Origin of the sequence: Serinicoccus sediminis (assembly GCF_004153545.1) — a bacterium.
Classification (GTDB): Bacteria; Actinomycetota; Actinomycetes; order Actinomycetales; family Dermatophilaceae; genus Ornithinicoccus; species Ornithinicoccus sediminis_A.
The window spans coordinates 18,755-37,009 of record NZ_SDVA01000010.1 but is presented as its reverse complement, the minus strand read 5'-3'; the positions used below and the strand labels follow the sequence as shown (position 1 = coordinate 37,009).

The 18,255-nt window shown below is 74.2% G+C and carries 17 protein-coding genes and 1 pseudogene; 3 read left to right on the top strand and 15 right to left on the bottom strand.

All coding sequences use genetic code 11. The features are described from left to right. Nucleotide 1 precedes the first annotated feature (1 nt). The 15 genes from carA to EUS26_RS10560 form a co-directional block, all read right to left on the bottom strand. A complete protein-coding gene (gene carA, locus EUS26_RS10630) occupies nt 2–1,180 on the bottom strand; it encodes a glutamine-hydrolyzing carbamoyl-phosphate synthase small subunit (RefSeq protein ID WP_238148927.1) in 1,179 nt (392 codons plus the stop codon). 26 nt (nt 1,181–1,206) lie between these two features. Next, nucleotides 1,207–2,526, bottom strand: a complete 1,320-nt coding sequence (locus tag EUS26_RS10625) for a dihydroorotase (RefSeq protein WP_130013820.1) — start codon at nt 2,524–2,526, stop codon at nt 1,207–1,209. Continuing rightward, complete coding sequence (locus EUS26_RS10620) at nt 2,523–3,455, bottom strand: aspartate carbamoyltransferase catalytic subunit (protein ID WP_130013819.1); 933 nt, start codon at nt 3,453–3,455, stop codon at nt 2,523–2,525. Before EUS26_RS10620 ends, EUS26_RS10625 begins: the two co-directional genes overlap by 4 nt. Next, nucleotides 3,452–4,033, bottom strand: a complete 582-nt coding sequence (gene pyrR / locus EUS26_RS10615) for a bifunctional pyr operon transcriptional regulator/uracil phosphoribosyltransferase PyrR (RefSeq protein ID WP_130013818.1) — start codon at nt 4,031–4,033, stop codon at nt 3,452–3,454. The genes EUS26_RS10620 and pyrR overlap by 4 nt, the downstream gene beginning before the upstream one ends. An 87-nt stretch (nt 4,034–4,120) precedes the next feature. Further along, nucleotides 4,121–4,534, bottom strand: coding sequence for a transcription antitermination factor NusB (gene nusB / locus EUS26_RS10610; RefSeq protein ID WP_130013817.1), 414 nt, complete (start codon nt 4,532–4,534; stop codon nt 4,121–4,123). Nucleotides 4,535–4,537: 3 nt separating this feature from the next. Then, nucleotides 4,538–5,098 carry an elongation factor P gene (efp, locus tag EUS26_RS10605; protein WP_130013816.1) on the bottom strand — a complete coding sequence of 187 codons (561 nt, stop codon included), beginning with the start codon at nt 5,096–5,098 and terminating at the stop codon, nt 4,538–4,540. Nucleotides 5,099–5,203: 105 nt separating this feature from the next. Further along, on the bottom strand, nt 5,204–6,298 hold the full coding sequence (gene aroB / locus EUS26_RS10600; RefSeq protein ID WP_238148925.1) for a 3-dehydroquinate synthase: 1,095 nt from the start codon (nt 6,296–6,298) through the stop codon (nt 5,204–5,206). Beyond that, entirely contained in the window at nt 6,283–6,795 is a 513-nt protein-coding gene (locus EUS26_RS10595) for a shikimate kinase (RefSeq protein ID WP_130013815.1), read from the bottom strand. Before EUS26_RS10595 ends, aroB begins: the two co-directional genes overlap by 16 nt. Beyond that, nucleotides 6,792–8,054, bottom strand: a complete 1,263-nt coding sequence (aroC, locus tag EUS26_RS10590) for a chorismate synthase (protein ID WP_130013814.1) — start codon at nt 8,052–8,054, stop codon at nt 6,792–6,794. Before aroC ends, EUS26_RS10595 begins: the two co-directional genes overlap by 4 nt. A 55-nt stretch (nt 8,055–8,109) precedes the next feature. Continuing rightward, nucleotides 8,110–8,829, bottom strand: a complete 720-nt coding sequence (locus tag EUS26_RS10585) for a prepilin peptidase (RefSeq protein ID WP_130013813.1) — start codon at nt 8,827–8,829, stop codon at nt 8,110–8,112. Next, complete coding sequence (locus tag EUS26_RS10580) at nt 8,826–9,656, bottom strand: shikimate dehydrogenase (RefSeq protein WP_130013812.1); 831 nt, start codon at nt 9,654–9,656, stop codon at nt 8,826–8,828. Before EUS26_RS10580 ends, EUS26_RS10585 begins: the two co-directional genes overlap by 4 nt. Beyond that, nucleotides 9,650–10,921, bottom strand: coding sequence for an endolytic transglycosylase MltG (gene mltG / locus EUS26_RS10575; protein ID WP_130013811.1), 1,272 nt, complete (start codon nt 10,919–10,921; stop codon nt 9,650–9,652). Before mltG ends, EUS26_RS10580 begins: the two co-directional genes overlap by 7 nt. After that, nucleotides 10,918–11,457: a Holliday junction resolvase RuvX gene (gene ruvX / locus EUS26_RS10570; protein WP_130013810.1), complete on the bottom strand. Its 540-nt coding sequence runs from the start codon at nt 11,455–11,457 to the stop codon at nt 10,918–10,920. Before ruvX ends, mltG begins: the two co-directional genes overlap by 4 nt. Then, nucleotides 11,454–14,138, bottom strand: a complete 2,685-nt coding sequence (gene alaS, locus EUS26_RS10565; RefSeq protein ID WP_130013809.1) for an alanine--tRNA ligase — start codon at nt 14,136–14,138, stop codon at nt 11,454–11,456. The genes ruvX and alaS overlap by 4 nt, the downstream gene beginning before the upstream one ends. Before the next feature lie 112 nt (nt 14,139–14,250). Continuing rightward, the gene (locus tag EUS26_RS10560) at nt 14,251–15,639 is read right to left on the bottom strand and encodes a replication-associated recombination protein A (protein WP_420330006.1); all 1,389 of its coding nucleotides are present in this window, start codon (nt 15,637–15,639) and stop codon (nt 14,251–14,253) included. Between the two features lie 18 nt (nt 15,640–15,657). On the opposite strand from EUS26_RS10560, the gene EUS26_RS10555 reads away from it, so the two are divergent. The 3 genes and pseudogenes from EUS26_RS10555 to EUS26_RS17540 all read left to right on the top strand — a co-directional run bounded on the left by EUS26_RS10555 (nt 15,658) and on the right by EUS26_RS17540 (nt 18,152). Beyond that, on the top strand, nt 15,658–16,422 hold the full coding sequence (locus EUS26_RS10555) for a GNAT family N-acetyltransferase (protein ID WP_130013808.1): 765 nt from the start codon (nt 15,658–15,660) through the stop codon (nt 16,420–16,422). Nucleotides 16,423–16,778: 356 nt separating this feature from the next. Continuing rightward, nucleotides 16,779–17,396, top strand: a pseudogene (locus EUS26_RS17545) (DUF222 domain-containing protein); the annotation flags it as partial. 141 nt (nt 17,397–17,537) lie between these two features. After that, complete coding sequence (locus tag EUS26_RS17540) at nt 17,538–18,152, top strand: HNH endonuclease (RefSeq protein ID WP_272947961.1); 615 nt, start codon at nt 17,538–17,540, stop codon at nt 18,150–18,152. Nucleotides 18,153–18,255: the final 103 nt, after the last annotated feature.

The following is an 18,255-nucleotide window of genomic DNA, read 5'->3' as shown; positions in this document are numbered from 1 at the left end:
CTCAGGACTCCTGGGACGTCGGGGAGGTGGTGGAGGCACGCCGCTCGAGGAGGTCCACGAAGCGGTCGAAGAGGTACTCCGCGTCGTGCGGCCCGGCGGCGGCCTCGGGGTGGTACTGCACGCTGAAGGCCGGCACGTCGACGCAGGAGAGGCCCTCCACCACGTCGTCGTTGAGCGCGACGTGGTCGCACCGGACCGGTCCGTAGGGGGTGTCCGCCGGCTGGTCGGTCGGTATGCCGTCCGGCCAGGCGATCGCGAAGCCGTGGTTGTGGCTGGTCACCTCGACCTTGCCGGTGGTCCGGTCCAGCACCGGCTGGTTGATCCCGCGGTGGCCGAAGGCCAGCTTGTAGGTGCCGAGGCCGAGCGCCCGGCCGAGCAGCTGGTTGCCGAAGCAGATGCCGAAGAACGGGATCCGCCGGTCGAGGACCTGGCGCAGCAGCTCGACCTCGTGCTCGGCGGTCGCCGGGTCACCCGGCCCGTTGGAGAAGAAGACGCCGTCCGGCTCGAGGTCCAGCAGCTCCTGCGCGGTGGTCCGGCTCGGCAGCACGTGCACCTCGATGCCCCGGCGGGCCATGTGGATGGGCGTCATGCCCTTGATGCCGAGGTCCAGCGCCGCGACCCGGAACCGGGTGGGCACGCCCTCCGGCGGGGACACGACGTAGGGCTCGGGGGTGGAGACCTCGGCGGCCAGGGCGGACCCGGCCATCCGGGGCGCCTCGGTGACCTGGCGCAGCAGCTCCTCGGGGCTCGCGGCCGCGGCCTCACCGGAGAAGATGCCGACCCGCATCGCCCCGCGGTCGCGCAGGTGCCGGGTCAGGGCCCGCGTGTCGACACCGCTGACCCCGACGACACCGGCCTGCTCCAGGGCCTGCTCGAGGTCACCCTGGGAGCGCCAGTTGGACGGGCGGATCGCGGGGTCGCGCACGACGAAGCCGGCCACCCAGATGCGCTGGCTCTCCATGTCGGTGGTGTTGACCCCGGTGTTGCCGATGTGCGGGGCGGTCATGACGACGACCTGGCGGTGGTACGACGGGTCGGTGAGCGTCTCCTGGTAGCCGGTCATCCCGGTGCAGAAGACCGCCTCGCCGACGGTATGGCCGCGGGCGCCGTAGGCCTCGCCGCGGAAGGTGCGGCCGTCCTCGAGCACGAGCAGGGCGGGCTCGGTGCGTGGGGTGCTCACTGCTGCGTCTTCTCTCGTCGGGTCCGTCATGAGTCCGCCCCCCAGACCAGGCCCTCGCGGGCGGTGACCCGGCCCCGGAGCATGGTGAGGTGGACGGCGCCGGTGAGCCGGCGGCCGTGCCAGGGGTTGTTGCGGGACAGCGAGCGCGAGAGCGCCCGGTCCACGGTGTGGCTGCGGGTCGGGTCGACCAGCGTGAGGTGGGCCGGCGCCCCGACGGCGAGGCCCTGACCCTGGTCGGAGAGCCGGGCGATCCGGGCGGGCGTCGTCGACATGGTGCGGGCGACGTCGGCCCACGTCATGAGGCCCTCGGCGACCATGACCGTGGAGACGACGGGCAGCGCCGTCTCCAGCCCGAGCATGCCGAACGCGGCGTCGGCGAAGGCGTGCTCCTTGTCCTGGCGCACGTGCGGGGCGTGGTCGGTGGCGACCGCGTCGATGGTGCCGTCGGCCAGGGCCTCGCGCAGGGCGAGCGTGTCCTCGTGCGGGCGCAGCGGCGGGTTGACCTTGAACGTCGGGTCGTAGCCGGCCACCTCGGCCTCGGTGAGCATGAGGTGGTGCGGGGTGACCTCGGCGGTCACCGCGATGCCCTGGGCCTTGGCCCACCGGACCACCTCGACGCTCCCGGCCGTGGACACGTGGGCGACGTGGACCCGCGAGCCGGTGTGCCGGGCCAGCATGACGTCGCGCGCGACGACGGTCTCCTCGGCGACCGCCGGCCACCCGGGCAGCCCGAGCCGGCCGGACAGCTCCCCCTCGTGGCAGCAGGCGGTGCCGTCGGCCAGGCGCGGGTCCTGGGCGTGCTGCGAGACGACGCCGTCGAAGGTCTTGACGTACTCCAGCGCGCGGCGCATGAGCCGGGCGTCGTGGACGCACCGCCCGTCGTCGGAGAACACCCGCACCCGGGCCCGCGACCGCGCCATGAGGCCGAGCTCGGCCAGCTCCTCCCCCGCCAGGCCCTTGGTGACGGCGCCGACCGGGTGGACGTCGACGTAGCCGGCGCGCCGGCCCAGGTCGTGGACGGTCTCGGCGACCTCGGCGGTGTCCGTGACCGGGGTGGTGTTGGCCATGGCCAGGACGGCGGTGAAGCCGCCGACCGCGGCGGCCTGCGACCCGGTCTCGACGGTCTCCGCGTCCTCCCGGCCGGGCTCGCGCAGGTGGGTGTGCAGGTCGACGAGGCCGGGCAGCAGCACCAGCCCGTCGGCGTCGAGGCGCTGCACGCCGGCGGGTGCCTCGGCGGCGGCGTCGGGACCGACCGCGCGGAGGGTGCCGTCGACGACGAGCACGTCCCCGGCACCCCCTCCGGCGAGGTCGGCACCCGTCACGAGCAGGGCGGGTGTGCGGCTCACGCTGCGTCTCCTTCCCCGGCGAGGAGGTGGTAGAGGATGGACATCCGGACCGCGACGCCGGCGCTGACCTGGTCCAGGACCAGCGAGCGGGCGGCGTCCGCGGCGTCGGCGGAGATCTCCAGGCCACGGTTCATCGGGCCGGGGTGGGCGATGACCGCGTGGTCCTGCAGCAGACCGAGGCGACGGGCGGTGAGTCCGTAGGTCACGGCATACTCCCTCGCGGTCGGGAAGTAGCCGCCGCTCATCCGCTCGCGCTGCACCCGCAGCATCATCACCGCGTCGACCGTCGGCAGGACCGCGTCGAGGTCGTAGGAGAGCTCGAAGCCGTCCGCGGCCGCCCACGGTCCTGCCCCGCTGGGCATGAGCGTGGGGGGCGCGACCAGGGTCACCTGCGCCCCCAGTGCCCGGAGGCACAGCAGGTTGGAGCGCAGCACCCGCGAGTGGGTCAGGTCGCCGACGATCGCCACGTGGCGGCCGCGCAGGTCACCGAGCGCGCGGCGCAGGGTGTAGGCGTCGAGCAGGGCCTGGCTGGGGTGCTCGTGGGTGCCGTCCCCGGCGTTGACGATCGCGCAGTCGGTCCAGTCCGCGACCTGCGCGGGCGCCCCGCTGGCCGGGTGGCGGATGACCATCATGTCCACGCCCATGGCGTCGATCGTCATCACCGTGTCGCGCAGCGACTCCCCCTTGGACACCGACGTGCCCTTGCCGGTGAGGTTGATGGTGTCGGCGCTCATCCACTTGCCGGCGATCTCGAAGGACGCGCGGGTGCGGGTGGAGTCCTCGAAGAAGAAGTTGATGATGGTGCGCCCGCGCAGGGTCGGCAGCTTCTTGACCTGCCGGTCCTGCACCTCGTGCATGGAGACGGCGGTGTCGAGGATCCGGGTGATCTCCTCGGCGCTCAGGTCGGCGATGGACAGCAGGTGCTTCACGCGATCCACACCCCCTCGGCGTCGTCCGCCTCGTGCAGCCGCACCATGACCCGCTCCGAGCGCGAGGTGGGCAGGTTCTTGCCCACGTAGTCGGCCCGGATCGGCAGCTCGCGGTGGCCCCGGTCCACGAGGACGGCCAGCCGGACGGCCGCCGGTCGGCCCAGGTCGGCGAGGCTGTCCAGGGCGGCCCGCACGGTGCGCCCGGAGTAGAGCACGTCGTCCACCAGCACGACGACCTTGCCGTCGACGCCCCCGGCCGGGACCTTCATCGGCTCCGGTGCCCGGGTGGGCTGGCTGCGCAGGTCGTCGCGGTACATCGTGATGTCCAGGGACCCGGTGGGCACCGCGGTGCCCTCGACGGCGGCGACCGCCGCGGCCAGCCGGTCGGCCAGCGGGACGCCACGGGTGGGGATCCCCAGGAGCACGAGGTCGTCGGCCCCCTTGTTGCCCTCGAGGATCTCGTGGGCGACGCGCTTGAGCGCCCGTCGGATCTCCTCGCCGGTGAGGACCTCACGTCCTCCCGGGGGGCCGGCGGCGCCCGTCGGCGGGGCGGCCTCTCGCTCGCGGGCAGGGCTCATCGGGCCCACTCTCCTTCCCCGCCTCACAGGACGGTGGTTAAAGGACGTGTCGGTGCGGTGTGCAGCCTACCCGGTCCGCCGGGCGGCTCAGACGAGGGTGTGCTTGACCTCGGCGATGCGGGCCAGCAGGCCGTTGACGAAGCCCGGCGACTCGTCGGTGCTCATCCGGCCGACCAGCTCCACCGCCTCGGCGACGGCGACCATGTCGGGCACCTCGTCGTTCCAGAGGATCTCCCACGCGCCGACGCGCAGCGCCGCCCGGTCCACCGCGGCCATCCGCTCCAGGCTCCACCCCTGCGACCAGGTGGCGAGGATCTCCTCGATCTGGCCCCAGTGGGCGAGGACGCCACGGACGATCTCGACGGTGTAGTCAGGCAGCGCGTGCTGCGTCGTCGGCGTCTCGATCCGGGACTCGAGCAGCTCACCGACGTTGATGCCGCGCTGCTCGGCCTCGAAGAGCAGCTCCAGGGCCCGCTTGCGGGCCCGGGTGCGTGCGGCCACGGGTCAGTTCACGCGGCCGAGGTAGGACCCGTCGCGGGTGTCCACCTTGACCTTGGTGCCGGTCTCGAGGAACAGCGGCACCTGGATCTCGGCGCCGGTCTCGAGGGTGGCCGGCTTGGTGCCGCCGGTGGAGCGGTCGCCCTGCAGGCCAGGGTCCGTGTGGGTGATCTCGAGGACCACCGAGGGGGGCAGCTCGACGTAGAGGACGCGGCCCTCGTGCTGGGCGATCATCGCCCGGTTGTTCTCGAGCAGGTACTTCGAGGTGTCCCCCATCGCCTCGGGGCTCACCGGGACCTGCTCGTAGGTCTTCTCGTCCATGAAGATGAAGTCGGTGCCGTCGTTGTAGAGGTACTGGTAGTCCGAGCGGTCGACGGTGGCCGTCTCCACCTTGGTGCCCGCGTTGAAGGTCTTGTCCACGATCTTGTTGGTGAGGACGTTCTTCAGCTTGGTGCGGACGAAGGCGGGGCCCTTGCCGGGCTTGACATGCTGGAACTCCAGCACCTGCCACAGCCCGTTGTCCATGTCGAGGACCATGCCGTTCTTCAGGTCGTTCGTGCTAGCCACGTCGTCAGTCTTCCTTCGGTGTGCCGGTCGGCGGGTTCAGGGATCGACCGACGAGTCTACCCGGGCGCCGCGACCAGCCGGTCGGCCCGGACGCGCGGCGGCAGGTCAGGGCGTGCCGGACACCGCGTCGTAGGCCGCGCGCAGGTCCTCCTCCGCCGGGCCCTCCAGCCGGCCCGGCCGGGCCAGCCCGTCCAGCACGACGAAGCGCAGCGTCGACCCCCGGGTCTTCTTGTCGCGCCCCATGGCGGAGCGCAGCGCCGCCCACTGCCCGGCCCGGTATGCCGTGGGCAGCCCGAGCGCATCCAGCACGCTGCGGTGCCGGTCGCGGAGGGCGGCGTCGAGGCGCCCGGCGCGGTGGGCGAGCTCGGCGACGTAGACCAGGCCCACCGACACCGCGTCACCGTGGCGCCACGTGTAGCCCTCGACCTGCTCGACGGCGTGGGCGAACGTGTGGCCGTAGTTGAGCACCTCCCGCACCGAGGACTCGGTGAGGTCGGCCGTGACCACGTCGGCCTTGACCTGGACGGCGCGGGCCACCAGCTCGAGGGCGAGCGCCGGGTCGCCCGCCGGGTCGGTCGCGGCCGCCGGGTCGTGCTCGACGAGGTCGAGGATGGCGGGGTCGGCGACGAAGCCGCACTTGACGACCTCGGCCAGCCCGGAGACGTAGTCGGCGCGGGGCTGCGTGGTCGTCCAGGCGGGGTCGCACAGGACCGCCGCCGGGGGGTGGAAGGCGCCGACGAGGTTCTTGCCCTCCGCGGTGTTGATGCCGGTCTTGCCGCCGACCGCGGCGTCCACGACGCCCAGCAGCGAGGTGGGCAGGTGCACGACCTCGACGCCGCGCAGCCAGCTGGCGGCGACGAACCCGGCCAGGTCGGTGGTGGCGCCTCCCCCGACGCCGACCACGAGGTCGGAGCGGGTGAAGCCCTCCTGCCCCAGCCGGGTCCACAGGCCGGCGAGGACCTGCGCGGTCTTGGCCGCCTCGGCGTCGGGCACCTCCGCCAGCACCGGCGCCGCCCCGGCGCCCGCCAGGACCGCGGCAGCCTCGCGCGCCAGGGCCTCGCGCCCGGTCTGGTGCACGACGAGCACCCGGCGCCCGGGCGACCCGTGCTCGGCCAGCCGCGCCAGGGCGTCAGCGCCGAGGTGGACGGCATACGGCCGCGGTCCACCGACCTCGATGGTGCGGCTCAGCCCGGCAGCCACGACAGGACCTCGTCGGCGACCTGCTCGGGGGTGCGGCCGGCGGTGTCCACCCGCAGGCCGCTCACGGCCTCGTAGGTCGGCCGCCGGGCGTTCATCAGCCGCGTCCACGAGGCGCGCGGGTTGACGAGCAGCAGCGGCCGCGAGGCGTCGAAGCCGACGCGGCCGGCGGCGTCGGCGATCCCGACGTCGAGGAAGACGACCCGGTGCCCGTCCTCGCGCAGCGCCTGCGCCACCGGCTCCTGCATCACGGCGCCACCCCCCAGGGAGACCACGCCCGGCTCCTCGCGGAGCGCGCGCAGCACCTCCTCGCGCTCCATCGCGCGGAAGGCGCTCTCGCCGTCCTCGACGAAGATGTCGCTGATGGAGCGGCCCTGCGCGGTCTCGACCGCGCTGTCGGTGTCGTGCAGCGGGACACCGAGCCGCTCGGCGAGCACCCCGCCGACGGTCGACTTGCCCGCCCCGGGAGGGCCGACGAGGACCACGCGCGGCCCGCTCACCGGCCGCGCTCCGTGGCCGGGGTGCGCTGGTGCTCGGCGACGGCCGACAGGTATGCCGCGTGGTTGCGCGCCACCTCCGGCACCGAGTCGCCGCCGAACTTCTCCAGCACGGCGTCCGCCAGGACGAGCGCGACCATGGCCTCGGCCACCACGCCCGCGGCCGGGACCGCGCAGACGTCCGAGCGCTGGTGGATGGCCGTGCCCGCCTCGCCCGTGGCGGTGTCCACGGTGCGCAGGGCGCGGGGCACCGTGGAGATCGGCTTCATGGCGGCCCGCACGCGCAGCACCTCACCGGTGCTCATGCCGCCCTCCGTGCCGCCGCTGCGCAGGCTGGCGCGGCGGATCAGCCCGTCGTCGCCGCGGTCGATCTCGTCGTGGGCCTCGCTCCCACGGCGGGCCGCGGTGCGGAAGCCCTCGCCCACCTCGATGCCCTTGATGGCCTGGATGCCCATGAGGGCCGCCGCCAGCCGGGCGTCGAGCCGTCGGTCCCAGTGGACGTGGGAGCCCAGCCCGGGCGGCAGGCCGTAGGCCAGGACCTCCACCACACCCCCGAGGGTGTCGCCGGCCTTCTTCGCGGCGTCCACCTCGGCGACCATGGCGGCCGAGCGCGCGGCGTCGAGGGTCCGCACCGGGTCCGCGTCCACCCGGTGCACGTCCTCCGGGCGGGGCAGCGAGCCCGGGTCCGGGGCGTCGTCGTCGATGCCGGGCACCCCGGCCCGGCCGATGCTCACCGTGTGCGACACGAGCCGGACCCCCAGGGCCTGGTCGAGGAAGGCGGCCGCCACCGCCCCGAGGGCGACGCGCGCCGCGGTCTCCCGGGCCGAGGCCCGCTCCAGCACGGGCCGGGCCTCCTCGAAGCCGTACTTCGTCATCCCGACCAGGTCGGCGTGGCCCGGCCGGGGCCGGGTCAGCGGACGGTTGCGGGCGAGCTCCTGCGGAGCCCCCACGTCGTCGGCGCCCTGCAGCGACGTCGCGTCGACCGGCTCGGGCCCCATGACCGCCTGCCACTTGTGCCACTCGGAGTTCTCGATCTGCAGCGCGAGGGGCGATCCCAGGGAGACGCCGTGGCGCAGGCCCCCGAGGAAGTGCAGCCGGTCGGCCTCGAAGCTCATCCGCGCGCCCCTGCCGTAGCCGAGGCGCCGGCGGGCCAGGGCCCCCTCGACGTCGGCCCGGGCGACCTGCACCCCGGCCGGGAGCCCTTCCAGGATGGCGGTGAGTGCGGGTCCGTGCGACTCCCCGGCGGTCAACCAACGCAGCATGGCCGCCATCCTCCCACGCGCCGGGCATCGTGCCCGGGCCGGTCCAGGGGCGCGGTCAGGCCAGCCCGGTCAGGGTCGTTCCTCCCAGCAGCAGCCCGACCAGCGCGCCGACCATCATGGCCGGGCCGTAGGCGAAGTCGCCCTTCCAGCTCACCCGGCGCGAGAGCAGCAGCCCGACGGCGAAGAGGCCGCCCACGATGAAGCCGGCGTAGATCCCGAGCATCATCTCGGCCCAGCCGAACCACCCGAGCCCGGTGCCCAGGACGGCCGCGAGCTTGACGTCGCCGAGGCCCAGCGCGAGCGAGCCGCGGGCGAGGGAGAGCAACGCGATGAGCAGGTAGAAGCCCCCGGCGGCGAGCCCGGCGAGCAGGGCCCGCACGAGCGGCTCCATCCCCCCGCCGACCAGCGCCGCCAGCGGCAGCCCGACGAGCAGCGTGCCCATGGTGGGCCACATGATGCGGTCGGGCAGCCGGTGCACGTCGAGGTCCATCGCCGCCAGGCAGACGCAGGCGAGCGTGACGATGAGCAGGGTGGGGGTGAGGACGGCCGCGACCGGCCAGCCCGGGACGGCGTCGTCGGGGACCTGCCACACGCGGTGCATCACCGCCGCCGCCGACAGGGCGAGGGCGAACGGCACCCACCAGCGGCGTCCTGGCGAGGGCTCGTCGACCTCGTCCGGCTTGCGGTAGGTCGTCTGCTGCAGCCAGCGCGCCACGGGGACGCCGAGCACGGCGACCACGACCGCGACGGCGACGGGCAGGACGAGGTCGGTCACCGGGGGGTCCGCCCGGCCAGCGCACGTCCGAGCGCCTCGTCCATCGCCGAGGTGGGTGCGTCCCGACCGGTCATGAGCTCGACCTGCCGCGCCGCCTGGTGCAGCAGCATCCGCGTTCCCCTCACGACCGGGACCCTACCCTGCGTGGCCTGGTCCACCGCGTCGGCCAGCGGGCTCGGCCAGGGGGCGTAGCTCACGTCCATCACGGTCGCCCGCGGCGCGCCGGCCCGGAGGACGGGCGGGGCCGGCGTGCCGCCCGGGAGGGTGCTCAGCACCACCTCGGCGTCGTCCAGCCGTAGCCCGTCCGCCAGGCGCCCGACCCGCACGTCGAGGCCGAGGGACTCGACGAGCCGGGCGGTCGGCGGCCGCAGGCGGTCGCGGACGAGGATCCGCACCGACCGGACGCCGAGGTCCCGCAGCGCCAGCAGCGCCGAGCGCGCGGTGGCCCCGCCGCCCACCACGACCGCGTGGTGCACCTCGACCACCCCGGACTCGACCAGCGCCGCCCGGAGCCCGTCCACGTCGGTGTTGTCGGCATACCACCCCGCGCGTCGACGGACGAGCGTGTTGGCGGCGCCGACCGCGACGGCGGGGGCGCTGGCCTCGACGGCCAGCGACAGCGCCTCCTCCTTGCCGGGCATGGTGACCGACAGCCCCGCCCAGTCCGGGCCCAGCGCCGCGACGTGCGCCGCCAGCTCGCCGGCCGGCACCTCGGCGCGGTCGTAGGACCAGCCCTCCAGACCCAGAGCGGCGTAGGCCGCGCGGTGCAGGACCGGGGACAGGGAGTGGGCCACGGGCGAGCCGACGACGCCCGCGCGGGTCAGCACTGGTCCGGGTTGTCCTCGCACCACCGGAGGAACTCCTCCTGGTTGACGAGGTGCTCCTCGTAGGTCTCGGCGAACTTCGTCTCGCCGGTCGAGGGGTCGACGGTGACGAAGTAGACCCAGTCACCGGGCTCGGGCTCCATCGCGGCGCGCAGCGCCGCCTCGCCGGGGCTGTTGATGGGCCCCGGGGGCAGCCCCGGGTGCACGTAGGTGTTGTAGGGGCTGTCGTTGGAGCGCTGCTCCTCGGTCGTCCCGGCGCGCCCGCGCTCCTGGTAGATGTAGTGGACCGTGGAGTCCATCTGCATGAGGCCGTTGGTCTCGGAGTTGCCCTCGATGCGGTTCTCCATGACCCGGGCGATCTTGGGCAGGTCCTCGGCGAACTGCCCCTCGCCCTGCACGATGCTGGCCTTGATGACCACCTCGCGCAGCTGGTCGTCCGGGATGCCGATCTCGTCGTAGACCTGGACGCCCTGGTCGATCATGGCCTGCAGCTGCTCCTGCGGCGTGGTGTCCGGCCCGAACTCGTAGGTGCTCGGGTAGAGGAAGCCCTCCAGCTCTCCCCGCGCCGCCGCGGGGAGCTGGAGGTCCTCGGGGTCCACGGCCTCGTAGTCGGCCACCTCGTGACCGGTCTCCTCGGCCAGGACCGTGAACGTCTCGTCGACCCAGAGACCCTCGCGCACGGTGACCCCGCTGAACTCGCGGTACTCGCTGTCGAGGAGGCGCTCCAGGGCCGCCTCGGAGCTCATCTGGTTGGCCATCCGGTAGGTCCCCGGCTGGATCGCGGCGGAGTCCGGGTCGGCCTGGAGCGCCGTCGAGAACGCGGACACCGACCCGACGACGTCCTCCTCGACGAGGATCTGGGCGATCTGCGCGCCCGCCGCCCCCTCGGGGATCTCGACCATCACCTCCCCGCTGCCCTCGCCCTCGTAGTCGGCGGTGGAGACGTCCTCACCGCCGGCGGCGAGGTCCGGCACCAGCGAGCGGAGGGAGCCGAGGGAGTAGACGGCGGCCACCAGCACCACCACCCCCGCCAGGCCCAGGGCGAGCGCGACGAGCCAGGGGCTGCGGTGCCGACGACGCCGCGGCCGGTGGCCGGGGTCGAGGTGGGGGTCGTCGTGGTGCCCAGGGTCTCCCGGGTCGAGCACGTGGTCGGCCAGCGACTCGTCGTGGTGCCGGGTGCCCCGCAGGGCGAGCAGGTCGTCGTCGAAGCGTCGCGCGACACCGCGGGCGTCGTGCTCGTCCCAGTCGTCCTCGGGGGGCTGGCTCATGTGGCGTCCTTCGCGTCAGGGTGGCGGGACCGTCGGGCCCGGGGCTTGCGCGTCGTCACGGGGGTGCCGGCGGGACGGCCGGCGCGACGTGCGTCCAGGGCGGCCTGGAGGATGAGCACGGCCGCCACCTGGTCGACGACACCACGCTGCTCGCGTCCCGGGACACCGCTGCTGTGCAGCGCCCGGTGGGCGTCGACCGTGGACATCCGCTCGTCCCAGAGCCGTACCGGCACCTCCAGGCACCGTTGCAGCCGCTCAGCGTACCCGCGGGCCCGCTGCGCCGCCACCCGCTCGGTCCCGTCGAGCGATCGCGGCATCCCGACGACGACCAGCACGGCGTCCCGTCGACGGACCTCCTCGGCGATCTCCTCGAGGTCGGTCCCGCCCTCGTGGTCGCGCCGCAGCGTGGTCACCGGGTGGGCCAGCATGCCCAGGGCGTCGGAGGCGGCGAGACCGACCCGGACCTCGCCGACGTCGACGCCGAGCAGCACACCGGTGGCGTCTCCCACGCGGTCCCGGTCCTGCGCGGCACTCATGCCCGGAGGGCGTCCTCGACGGCCGTCAGCGCCGCTCCGGTCGCGCCGGCGTCCTGCCCGCCCCCCTGGGCCAGGTCGTCCTTGCCTCCGCCCCCGCCGCCGAGGGCCTGGGCGGCGACCCGCACCAGGGCACCGGCCTTGGTGCCACGCTGGCGCGCCGCCTCGTTCGTGGCCACGACGACCGAGGGGCGCCCGCCCGCGCTCGCGGTCAGCGCCACGACGACCGGGCGCTCGTTGCCGAGCCGGGCCCGCAGGTCGGTGACGAGCCGGCGGAGGTCGTCCCCGCCCGCGCCGTCGCCGAGGTCGTGCCCGAGGTATGTCGTGCCAGCCACGTCGCGCGCCTGGTCGACCAGCCCGGACGCGGCGGAGAGCACCTGCGAGGCCTTGGCCTGCGCGATCTCCTTCTCGGCGTCCTTGAGCCGGGCCACCAGCTGCGCCACCCGGTCGGACAGCTCGTCCGGCCGCACCTTGAGGGTGTCGGTGAGCTGGTTGACGATGACGTTCTCCCGCGCGAGGTGGGCATAGGCGTCCGCGCCCACCAGCGCCTCGACGCGACGCACGCCGGAGCCGATCGAGGACTCACCCATGATCTTGACCAGCGCGAGCTGGGAGCTGCCCTGCACGTGGGTGCCTCCGCACAGCTCGAGGCTCCACGGGCCGCCCACCGAGACGACGCGGACGACGTCGGGGTACCGCTCCCCGAAGAGCGCCATCGCGCCCATCTCCCGCGCCTCCGCGAAGCTCATCTCGGCAGCGCTGACCTGCAGGTCGGCCATGAGGCGCTCGTTGATGCGGGCCTCGACCGCGGCCAGCTCGGCGGCGTCCAGCCCCCGGGTCGCCCGGAAGTCGAAGCGCAGCCGGCCGGGCGCGTTCTCCGAGCCCGCCTGGGTCGCGCTCTCCCCCAGCGTCTCACGGAGGACCTTGTGCACGATGTGGGTCGCGGTGTGCGCGCGCGACACCGAGGCCCGGCGGGCGACGTCGATCTCGCTGTGCGCGTCCTCGCCCACGCGCACCTCGCCCTCGAGCAGCCGTCCGCGGTGCACGACCAGGCCCGGCACCGGCCGCTGCACGTCGGTGACCTCGAAGAGCCCGCCGCTGCCGAGGCGGATGGTGCCGTGGTCGGCCAGCTGGCCTCCGGCCTCCGCGTAGAACGGGGTGCTGGCGAGCACCAGCTCGAGCTCGGCACCGGCGTCGTCGCCGTGCGACCGGTAGCCCTCGACCTCGCGCCCCTCCGACAGCAGGCCGAGGACCCGGTCCTCGCCGGTCATCTGCTCGTAGCCGGTGAAGACCGTCTGCGTCCCGAGCCGCTCGGCGAGGCCGCGGTAGGCCCCCGCCCCGCCGCGCCCGGACTTCTTGGCCTTGGCGTCGGCCTTGGCGCGCTCGCGCTGCTCGCTCATGAGCGCACGGAAGCCGTCCTCGTCGACCGTCAGCCCCTGCTCGGAGGCCATCTCCAGGGTCAGGTCGATGGGGAAGCCGTAGGTGTCGTGCAGCGCGAACGCCTCGGCCCCGCCGAGCCGCGTCGCGCCGGCGGACCGGGCGCGCGCCACCGCGTCGTCGAGGATGGTCGTCCCGCTGGCCAGGGTGCGCCGGAACGCCTCCTCCTCGGCCGCCGCGACCTCCTTGATCCGCTCCCACTGCTCCTGCAGTTCGGGGTAGGACGTGCGCATGACGTCCTTACTCACCGTGAGGAGCTCGGTCAGCGAGGCCTGCTCCACCCCCAGCAGCCGCATGGAGCGCACCGCGCGCCGGAGCAGTCGCCGCAGGACGTAGCCACGGCCCTCGTTGCCGGGCACGACGCCGTCGCCGAGCAGCATGAGGCCGGACCGCACATGGTCCGCGACCACGCGGAAGCGCACGTCGTCCTCGTCGTCGGCGCCGTAGGCGCGGCCGCTCAGCTCCTCTGCGCGCTCGATGACGGGGTAGACCTCGTCGATCTCGTAGAGGTTGTCCACGCCCTGGAGGAGGTAGGCCACCCGCTCCAGGCCCATGCCGGTGTCGATGTTCTTGCTCGGCAGCTCACCGGTCACGTCGAAGTCGGTCTTGGACCGGACCTCGGAGAGCTCCTCCTGCATGAAGACGAGGTTCCAGATCTCCAGGAACCGGTCCTCGTCCACCACCGGCCCGCCGTCCGGGCCGAACTCGGGGCCGCGGTCGACGTAGATCTCGCTGCAGGGCCCGCCCGGGCCGGGGACTCCGGTGTGCCAGTAGTTGTCCTCCAGGCCGCGCTCCTGGATGCGCTCCGGCGGCAGCCCCGCGACCCGCCCCCAGATCTCGGCGGCCTCCTCGTCGCCCTTGAGCACGGTGACCCAGATGCTCTCCGGGTCGAACCCGAGGCAGCCCTGCGACTGCGACCCGGTGACGAACTCCCACGCGTAGGAGATCGCCTCCTCCTTGAAGTAGTCGCCGAACGAGAAGTTGCCGTTCATCTGGAAGAAGGTGCCGTGCCGGGTGGTCTTGCCGACCTCCTCGATGTCGAGGGTGCGCACGCACTTCTGCACGCTCGTGGCCCGCTTCCACGGGGGCGTCTGCTGACCGGTGAGGTAGGGGATGAACGGCACCATGCCGGCGACGGTGAACAGCAGCGTCGGGTCCTGGCTGACCAGCGAGGCGCTCGGCACCACGACGTGGCCCTTGCCCTCGAAGAAGGACAGCCAGCGGCGGCGGATCTCGGCGGTTTCCATGATCTCCTCGTAGGCCCGGCGCCAGGGTGCGCCGGCGGTGCGACAGGGCTCATCCACTCTAGACGACCCCACCGGCACCGGCCGAACCCCGACGCCCCGGGGCGGGGCGGGCTCAGCGGCCGCGGATGATGCGGCGCAGCTCGCGCCAGCGCGGGCCCAGACGCTCCTCCCAGCCCCGCGAGGTGGGCTGGTAGTAGTCGGCCTCGGCGAGGTCGTCGGGCAGGAACTGCTGCTCCCCCACGCCGGCCGGCTCGTCGTGGGTGTAGCGATAGCCCTCGCCGTGGCCGAGGCGGGCGGCCCCGGCATACCCGCTCCCCCGCAGGTGCGCCGGGACGGGGCCGCCCTTGCCGGCGCGGACGTCCGCGACCGCCGCGTTGACCGCGGAGTAGGCCGCGTTGGACTTGGGCGCCAGCGCGTTGTGGACGACCGCCTGGCCCAGGATGATCCGGGCCTCGGGCATCCCGATCTGCGCGACGGCGTGCATCGCGGCCACCGCGGTCTGCAGCGCGGTGGGGTCACCCATGCCGACGTCCTCGCTGGCGGCGATGACGATGCGCCGGGCGATGAACCGCGGGTCCTCCCCCGCCTCGAGCTGCCGGGCGAGGTAGTGCAGCGCCGCGTCAACGTCGGAGCCGCGCATCGACTTGATGAAGGCGCTGGCCACGTCGTAGTGCTGGTCGCCGGCGCGGTCGTAGCGGACAGCGGCCTGCGCCACCGCCTGCTCGACCTGCGCCAGCGTGATCTCGGTGACGTCGTCCTCGCGGCCGGCCGGCCGGTCGTCGGCGGCCACCCCGGCCGCCGCCTCGAGGGTGGTCAGCGCGCGTCGGGCGTCGCCCCCGGCCATCCGGACGACGTGCTCGGTGGCGTCCTCGGCCAGGGTGAACGCCCCGTCGAGGCCACGGTCGTCGGCGAGCGCACGCCCCACGACGCCGCGCACGTCCTCGTCGTCAAGGGAGGTCAGCGTCACCAGGACCGAGCGCGACAGCAGCGGGGCGATGATCGAGAACGACGGGTTCTCGGTGGTCGCCGCGACGAGGATGACGGTGCGGTTCTCGACACCGGGGAGCAGGGCGTCCTGCTGCGCCTTGGTGAAACGGTGGATCTCGTCGAGGAAGAGCACGGTCTGGCGGCCGTGCAGGGAGCGTTCCTGGACGGCGTGGTCCATCACCGCCCGGACGTCCTTGACGCCGGCGGTGACGGCCGACAGCTCGACGAAGGTGCGGTCGGCCGCCTGGGCGACGAGGTGCGCCAGGGTGGTCTTGCCGGTCCCCGGAGGCCCCCAGAGGATCGCCGACAGCGGACCGGCGGCGCCGCCGTGGCCCTCGATGAGCCGGCGCAGCGGCGAGCCCGCGCGGAGCACGTCGCGCTGCCCGACGACCTCGTCCAGCGAGCGCGGACGCATCCGGACCGCCAGCGGGGCCAGCAGCGCGCCACGGGCGTCACCGGCACCCGCAGGACCGCCGGTCGTGGCGTCCGCGGCGGAGGTGAAGAGGTCGGACACGCATGTCAGGCTAACGCCGTGGACCGACTGACCGCGCACGCCCAGCTGCTCACGCTGTCCGGCGACGACCCGTGGGTGCGGTGGGCGCTCCCCGACCCGCTGCACGGGGAGGTATGGGTGCACGAGGGCGTCGCGCTCGTGCAGCGGCTCGGTGACCGGCCGGGGTTCTGGGTGGCGCCGCTGCGGCCGGGTGCGATGGCGGACGAGGCGGCCCGTGTGCGGGCGGCCCTGTGCCGGCTGCGGGACGACGGCCACCTCGTGCGGCTGGGAGCCCGCGCGGTCTCCGTGCCGCGCGAGCACGCCGCCGTCGCGCACGACGTCCTCGACCTCGCTGACGGAGGTGACTGGGACTGGATGTGGACCACCGTGGTGCCGCGCGTCGACCCGCGCGAGCGGCACGTCATACACCTCGACGACCGGGCGGACGCCGCCGAGCTGGAGGCGTTCACCCACACCCACAACCCTCGCGTGTGGACCGAGATCGGGACCGGGCGGGTGCACCACTGGGTCGGCCTGCGCGGGCCCGACGGAGATCTGCTCGCCGTCGGCGGGGCCGAGCGGGAGCCGACCGGCGTCCCGCACCTGGCCGGGATCGTCACCTCGACGCGGTACCGCGGCACCGGGCTCGCGACGGTGGTCAGCGCGGCCCTCACGCGGTGGGCGCTGGCGGGTCACGGGGCCTGCACGCTAGGGATGTTCAGCGACAACGCGGCCGCCAGGACGGTCTACGCCCGGCTCGGCTACCGCACGGCGCGCGCCTGGCACTCCCGGATGCTCGCCTGAGGCGATCCCCAAAACGACCGCTCACCACCCTTGCATGTCGAACATCTGTTCGATGAACTGGAGGCAGAAGCCATCGAGGGGGTGGGGGACGTGTCGAACCATGTGTGGTCGGCCGAGGAGCCGTCGTCGACAGGAGAGGCCGCGGGGTGCGCCGAGATCCGGGCGCTGGCTCATCGTCTCGCGCTGCCCCGGCCGGACGCGTCTGACGCCGAGCGACTCGAGCTGGTCCGGGCGCTCGAGGATCTCAACCGCGCGTCCGCGGCGGCACATGCCGTGCTGTCGGACGAGTTCGACCGGTCGCAGCGGCGGCAGCAGGCGGCGGAGGGGGTGCACCCGCGCTCGTCGGATCGGGGGTCGCCGACGACCTGGCGGTGGCGAGCAAGGCGTCCCCGGCCCGCTCCTCGAACCGCCTGGCCTGCTCGCGGGCGCTCGCCCGCGAGACGCCGTCGACCCTGGCGGCCCTGGCCGGCGGCGTCATCGACGGTCACCAGGCCGAGACCCTCACCCGGGCCACGGCGTGCCTGTCGCCGGAGGACCGAAGGCTCGTCGACGAGCAGCTCGTCGGCCGGCTCGCCGGGCTGTCCACCCAGCAGCTGCGTGCCACGGTGACCGCCCTCGTCGACGAGCTGGACCCGCAGGCCCACGTGCGCCGCGCCGCCCGGGCGGCCGAGGACGCCTACGTGTCCATGCGCCCCGCGCCCGACGTCATGTGCGTGGTCTCCGCCATGCTTCCGGCGGCCCAGGGCGTCGCGGTGTATGCCGCGCTCAAGCGTCACGCCGAGCTGCTCCGCGCTTCCGGCGACCCACGGAGCCAGGGCAAGATCATGGCCGACACGCTCTACGCCCACGTCACCGGGCGGGACCCGGGCCGACTGCCCGACATCGACCTCAGCCTGGTCATGACCGATGCCTCGCTCATGGCCGGCGACACGGTGGCTGCGCACCTCGACGGCTACGGGCCGCTCCCGGCGCAGACGGCCCGAGACCTGTTGACGCCACGCGACCGGGAGGCAGCCACACGGCGACCGGGTGGGCCCACGCCTGACGGCGACGTCGGCAGGCCCTGTCAGGACGAGCCCCGCTGCACGAAGGCGTCGTGCTTCCGGGCGCACGGGGTGCCGGAGGGCCGGCGGCAGGACCACGGCTCGCTGACCGCCGACGGCCCACTCTCCGACGACGGCTCGCTACCCGCCGACGGCCCACTCTCCGACGACGGCTCGCTGCCCGACGCCGACGTCACCGCTGCCCGGGTCTTCGTCCGCCGGTTGTACGCCGACCCGCTCTCGGGAGAGGTCTTCGCGCGGGACAGCCGTCGACGGTTCTTCAGCGAGGCGCAGCGGGCGCTCGTCGTCAGCCGGGACCGCTCCTGCCGGACGCCGTGGTGCGGCGCTCCCATCCGGCACGTCGACCACCGGGTCCGGCACCGAGACGGCGGTTCGACCGATCTCAGCAACGGACAGGGGTTGTGCCAGCGCTGCAACCAGGCCCGCGAGCGTCCCCGGCAGGCCGCCGTGCCCCCGACCCTCTACCTCCGTGCGAGCGCTGTGCTCCCGAGGATCTCGCCGCGGGTCGGGCAAAACGGCCATGGCGCGCAGGGGCCGGTGTCGCCCGCCGCCGGGCGTGTGTCGCCCGCCGCGGGGCCGATGTCGCCCGCCGTGGGGTCGGTGTCGGCCGCCGCTGGGCAGGGGCGGGGCGGACCGGAGGCCGGTCCGGCGCCCCCGTCACCCTGACCCGCCTCGTGGGCCATCATCTGGCCGGCTGCCCAGACCTAGAACTCCTACCGTCCGGGCGACCCTGCTCGAACGCAGGCCCCGTGGCCGGCCGCTCCACCTC